The sequence below is a fragment of the Borrelia hispanica CRI genome (genome assembly GCF_000500065.1).
GTDB classification, from domain to species: domain Bacteria; phylum Spirochaetota; class Spirochaetia; order Borreliales; family Borreliaceae; genus Borrelia; species Borrelia hispanica.
This window is the reverse complement of record NZ_AYOU01000059.1, coordinates 1-2,686: the sequence shown is the minus strand read 5'-3', so window position 1 is coordinate 2,686 and position 2,686 is coordinate 1. Positions and strand designations below refer to the sequence as shown.

Sequence of the window (2,686 nt, the reverse complement as noted above, 5' to 3'; positions counted from 1 at the left end):
GAAATTTTTACTTATGACTATATCAAATATGAATTTATTGCAGAACTTATTAGAATATGGAACTTAAATAATAGACAAAATAGTAAATTATCAGAACTTCAACTATCAGGACAAAGAGATAATGCTTATAGTGCTGCTATTGAATGCAAACTTAAAGAACTTATTGATTCAGGTCTAATTGTTTCTTATTCTAAACTCAAAATACAAATATCGGCAAGTGCTGCACTAAAACTATTCTTATCAATAAATATTACTTATAACCATTCTATGAAAGGAGTGGTATTAAATATCACAACACAAGATATACAAAGCTATCAAAATAGTTTAAAGGAGGTTAAATAATGGATCATGTTTACAACTTAACGAAGATATTTTTCTCAATTAAAGATAAGCATATTCAAAGTGGGAAATTAGAGCTTACTAGTGAACCTACAACAAGAGCTGTATCTAGTACTGAAGATATGGGATTTCCGGTAGTTAGTTTTAGAGACCCTAAAACTATTACTTTCATATTTAATGTTGAAGTAACTATTGGATCTTATGATTACAAGCTACTAACAGATATGTCTCAAAATCAATTTTACAATGTAAAAGAGAGTACATATGAAAAACTGCTAAGCCTTGTATTTAATGACTTTGAAAACATTCACATTGTATCTAATAATGCATTCTTTGCAGAAGAACCATCAAGAAGCTATGCTGCTGAAGCAGAAAAGGTTACGTTTGAAATTAGAGCTGTTAATTGCGAAGTAAAAAAACCATAATAATTAAAATTTAAGGAGGATTTATGATTCAGCTTTATAAAATGAATATTTTAACTAAAAAGGAAACACACACATTCGATGTAAAAGTATTACCAGTTTATCAATGGGATTCTATATTAGGTTTTTCACAAAATTATGGTATTGATAAACTCAATAATATTGATTATCTCAGGACAATAACAAACATTATGATCAAACCTGATTTTTTAGACAAATTTTACTTCATTTTAGATGACAATAGAAAATATATTTCTTACTACAAGGATTATCTTATTGCAATACTTTATTCAATTCAATTTGATACATTTAACTTAGAAGAAGACTTTAAGAAACCAAGTCTTATTTACTTAAGTCATTATCTGAATACTGATGGTGGATTTGTAAAATTTGACTATATTGACGATAGTTGGAATTATGAACAAATAATACAAAATCTCGATTCACAAAAAACAGAATTTTAAAGGTATACGCCTATGAGAATAAATAAAAGAGGTGATATTCTTCAAGAAATAACAAATTCATATTTTAAATTCCTTGAGAATGTAAAAAAAGATAAATATCACTTCCCCGTTATGATGGGTATTTGTAGCTTTAATGAAGTAAAAACACTGAATTATAAAGATTTAATGGAAGTTAATAAAATATCAGATTTAAAACTTCAAATGAAGATATATGAGATGTCTCTATCTAGAGGAATATTATGAATAACACTGGATTTACTATTAAGTTCAAAGGTGTACTTGATCATGCTTCAACCAAAAAGTCTTTAGAAAAAGATATATCTATTCTTGAAAAAGTTCTAAAACCCAAAAGGACAAGACTCGATAGCACTGAAAAAATATTGAAACACAATCTGAAAGAAAAAAAAGCTGAACTTGCAAAAATAAGTAAATATGAAAAATTAAAATTAGCAGAACAAAAAAAACAAGAAAAATTAAAAATGGAAGAACAAAAAAGGCAAAAGAATATAGAAAAGTTTAAACTTCAAGAAACTAAAAGACTTATTAGCCAAGGCATGAAATTTAAAAAAGCAAAAAAAATCGCCATACAAAGATCAACCATGTCCGAAAAACAATTAATGGACTTAGAATATAAATCGTTAAAAAAGCAAAGCGGATTCCTAAATCGCACTAAGCGCACTGCTAAAGAAATAGGTAAAATTGCGGTTGGAACTGCTCTTGGACAAGTATTTGGAACTACTTTTCAAGGTGGAATTGGTGATGCATTCAATTATGCTAAAAGAGCTATTATCAACAACGCAAATGTAAAAAAAATGAATGTAATTACTTCAAGAATATTCAAAACTCAAGAAAAGGCTCAACTTAATAATATTCTTCAAACAATACCGGGATTTAATAGGGAAATCGATAGAGAAGAGTTCCTTAATTATGCTGGAATTTTGAGAAAAGATTTGGTAAGTTTAGGACAAAACAATGAGGAGAACCTCAATAAAGCAGTAGCATTCTCTGCTAGGCTTAAATCCACAGGGGTTGTTAATGATAATGCTTCAGCTATTGCTATAGTATCAGAATTCTTACAAGGAAAAGGCGGGTCTTTATATAATATTATGGGTTCATTTAGCAAATTGACACATAAGTACAATGAACGTAACGAAATGGAATATGACATACTATCTTCAAGTCAAGCTTTGTCTTTTAGAACAGACACACTAAAAAAAATTATTGATGATTGGAATACACTTGAATTTCCTAAATACGCAAGTACCGAAGAAAAACTTAAAGATGATCTTATTGAAGCCGAAGATTCTTTTGCAAAAACTACATCTGAACTAGTAAAACCCCTCTTCGCGAAATTATCACAGCTAGCTACATGGTTTCAAGACTTTACTTTCAAAACTCACATACTTGATCCAATGATCAAAGGTCTCACAAGTTTTTTCGGTAATATCAGCGAATGGTTTA

The 2,686-nt window shown here is 28.9% G+C and carries 5 protein-coding genes; all 5 read left to right on the top strand.

Annotation, left to right across the window (positions count from 1 at the left end; translation table 11 throughout):
* The coding region (locus U880_RS0101560) for a DUF787 family protein (protein ID WP_024654454.1) at positions 1 to 342 on the top strand (342 nt) is incomplete at its 5' end.
* The gene (locus tag U880_RS0101555; protein WP_024654455.1) at positions 342 to 764 is read left to right on the top strand and encodes a DUF1463 family protein; all 423 of its coding nucleotides are present in this window, start codon (positions 342 to 344) and stop codon (positions 762 to 764) included. The genes U880_RS0101560 and U880_RS0101555, both read left to right, overlap by 1 nt.
* Positions 765 to 787: 23 nt before the next feature.
* Entirely contained in the window at positions 788 to 1,225 is a 438-nt protein-coding gene (locus U880_RS0101550) for a DUF1473 family protein (protein WP_024654497.1), read from the top strand.
* 12 nt (positions 1,226 to 1,237) lie between these two features.
* Positions 1,238 to 1,468, top strand: a complete 231-nt coding sequence (locus U880_RS0101545) for a DUF1322 family protein (protein ID WP_024654496.1) — start codon at positions 1,238 to 1,240, stop codon at positions 1,466 to 1,468.
* Positions 1,465 to 2,686: DUF759 family protein (locus tag U880_RS0101540; protein WP_024654495.1), on the top strand; the 1,222-nt coding region annotated here is incomplete at its 3' end. The genes U880_RS0101545 and U880_RS0101540, both read left to right, overlap by 4 nt.